This is a genomic window from Synergistaceae bacterium (assembly GCA_012728235.1).
Taxonomy (GTDB): domain Bacteria; phylum Synergistota; class Synergistia; order Synergistales; family Synergistaceae; genus JAAYFL01.
The window spans coordinates 1-1,830 of sequence record JAAYFL010000139.1; the positions used below are offsets into that span (position 1 = coordinate 1).

Sequence of the window (1,830 nt, forward strand, 5' to 3'; positions counted from 1 at the left end):
GTGTATACTATTCATGAGAAAACTCCTTTCGGGTACTATTTTAGCTGTCACTAACATTATACCATGAAACGCGAGTTTTCTTTTATTTTTCAAGGAAAACTAAGGTTTTATTTCTCCTGTGACACAGGTGGTAGGAATATTACTGAAAACCGTGTTTAAGACTCCTTTTTCCAGTATAAGTCAGAACTTTTTGGTAGAAAAAGTATTTAGTAAATCATCTAGGCCTTTAATTTCAAGGCCTCTATACATCGCAATTACCTCAATAGGTAAAAAAAGTGGCCTATTTAAGCCACATATTAAAAATATTTCTCAGCCTATCCAGTTCAATGAACCTGCTTTCTCTATGAATTTCTTTTTCACCCTCAAAAACTATAAGCGTTGGTCCACTAAAAACCAGGTACTGCCCCCTCATCTTAGGCATTGTCTCTATATGAATTATTCCCATGATAAGGTCTACATCCTCGAATTCATTCATAATTTTTTCTTCCATAACCTCACAAACACTACAAGTGGAAGTTTTAAAATAAAGCAGATACTTTCCTTCTTCCTTTAGGTTATCTAGCATCAACTCATTAAGAATCTCAATTTTTTTCATTTTCACTCCTAATTCAATTTTTAATAGATAATTTCTACCCATGAGTTGGATTTAAAAACATAAAAGCCCACAATGTAGGCTTTTATATAGGTTTTTATAAACTTAAAGTCTTATTTGCCTAGTAACATTCTAAAGGCTTCCTTATAAATCTTAAAGGCCAGAACAAAATCCTCAACCTTTACCCTCTCATTGGGTTGGTGTTCAGTAGATTCGGACCAGGGAAAGCTAGGTCCAAAAGCAACCAGGTTTTTCATAGCCCTAGCATAGGTGGCTCCTCCACTTACCTGCGCTTCGGTCTCATCTCCACTAACTTTTCTATAAGCAGCTAGAAGACCTTGAACCAACTCTCCCTCCCTCTCTATATAAATCGGAGGAAGAAAGCTAGTCACCTCTAGGCTTAAGCCATAGGTAGCTACAAGCTCCCTAATTTCTTCAATTAGCTCTTTATAATCAAAACTCACAGGGTAGCGCATATCAAGCTCGATTATTTCTTTATCACTGCTAAGGTTTACCCTACCTAGGTTGAGCGAGGCCCTGCCACTAATCTTATCTTCGTTTATTCTTAGAAGCTTATTGGCAAACTCTCCTTGATAGACTATTTCACTTATAAATCTAAGAGCTGGACTAGTAGTAGAATTCGAAAGAGCCTTCGAAAGAAGGCTTATAGCGTTCACTCCGTCTTCCACTTTGGACGCATGAGAGTTTTTGCCTTGCACCACCAGCTGGTCTCCCTCCCTAACATAGTTAGCTCCAAGTTTATCAAGTTCTGTTTCCAACTCAGGGCTAAAGCCATATTGGGCCTTATCTGGTACTACATTTAAAACATCTCCCAGTTTAAGATCTATTTCAGATCCTGGTCCCTCTAAATATAGGTTTAAAAGCCCTTTTTCTGCATATACAAGGGGGAAACCACTATCTGGAGTAAAGCCCATTATAGGATGTCTTTCTTTTTCTACATAGCTCTCCATGCACTGCCAAGAGGACTCTTCATCAGTGCCATAGATAAATCTAACAGGCATCTTTAGCTCCATACCCTCATCCAAAAGTTCCTTAAGGGCGTGAAAGGCTAATAAAGTAGGACCCTTATCGTCAGAAACTCCCCTGCCGTAAATATAACCTTCTTCCTCAGTCAGTTTAAAGGGGTCGTGTTTCCAGAGATTAATATCTCCCACTGGAACTACATCCAGATGCCCGAGTACTGCAAAATAATCCTCTCCCTGTCCAATCTCAGCATA

The 1,830-nt window shown here is 38.7% G+C and carries 2 protein-coding genes; both read right to left on the minus strand.

What is annotated here, in order from left to right; genetic code table 11:
* Positions 1 to 280 precede the first annotated feature (280 nt).
* Positions 281 to 595 (minus strand): thioredoxin family protein, encoded by a 315-nt coding sequence (locus GXZ13_07445; GenBank protein ID NLX75636.1) that lies wholly within the window; start codon positions 593 to 595, stop codon positions 281 to 283.
* Positions 596 to 705: 110 nt separating this feature from the next.
* A partial coding sequence (locus tag GXZ13_07450) for a Sapep family Mn(2+)-dependent dipeptidase (GenBank protein ID NLX75637.1) occupies positions 706 to 1,830 on the minus strand: 1,125 nt, incomplete at its 5' end.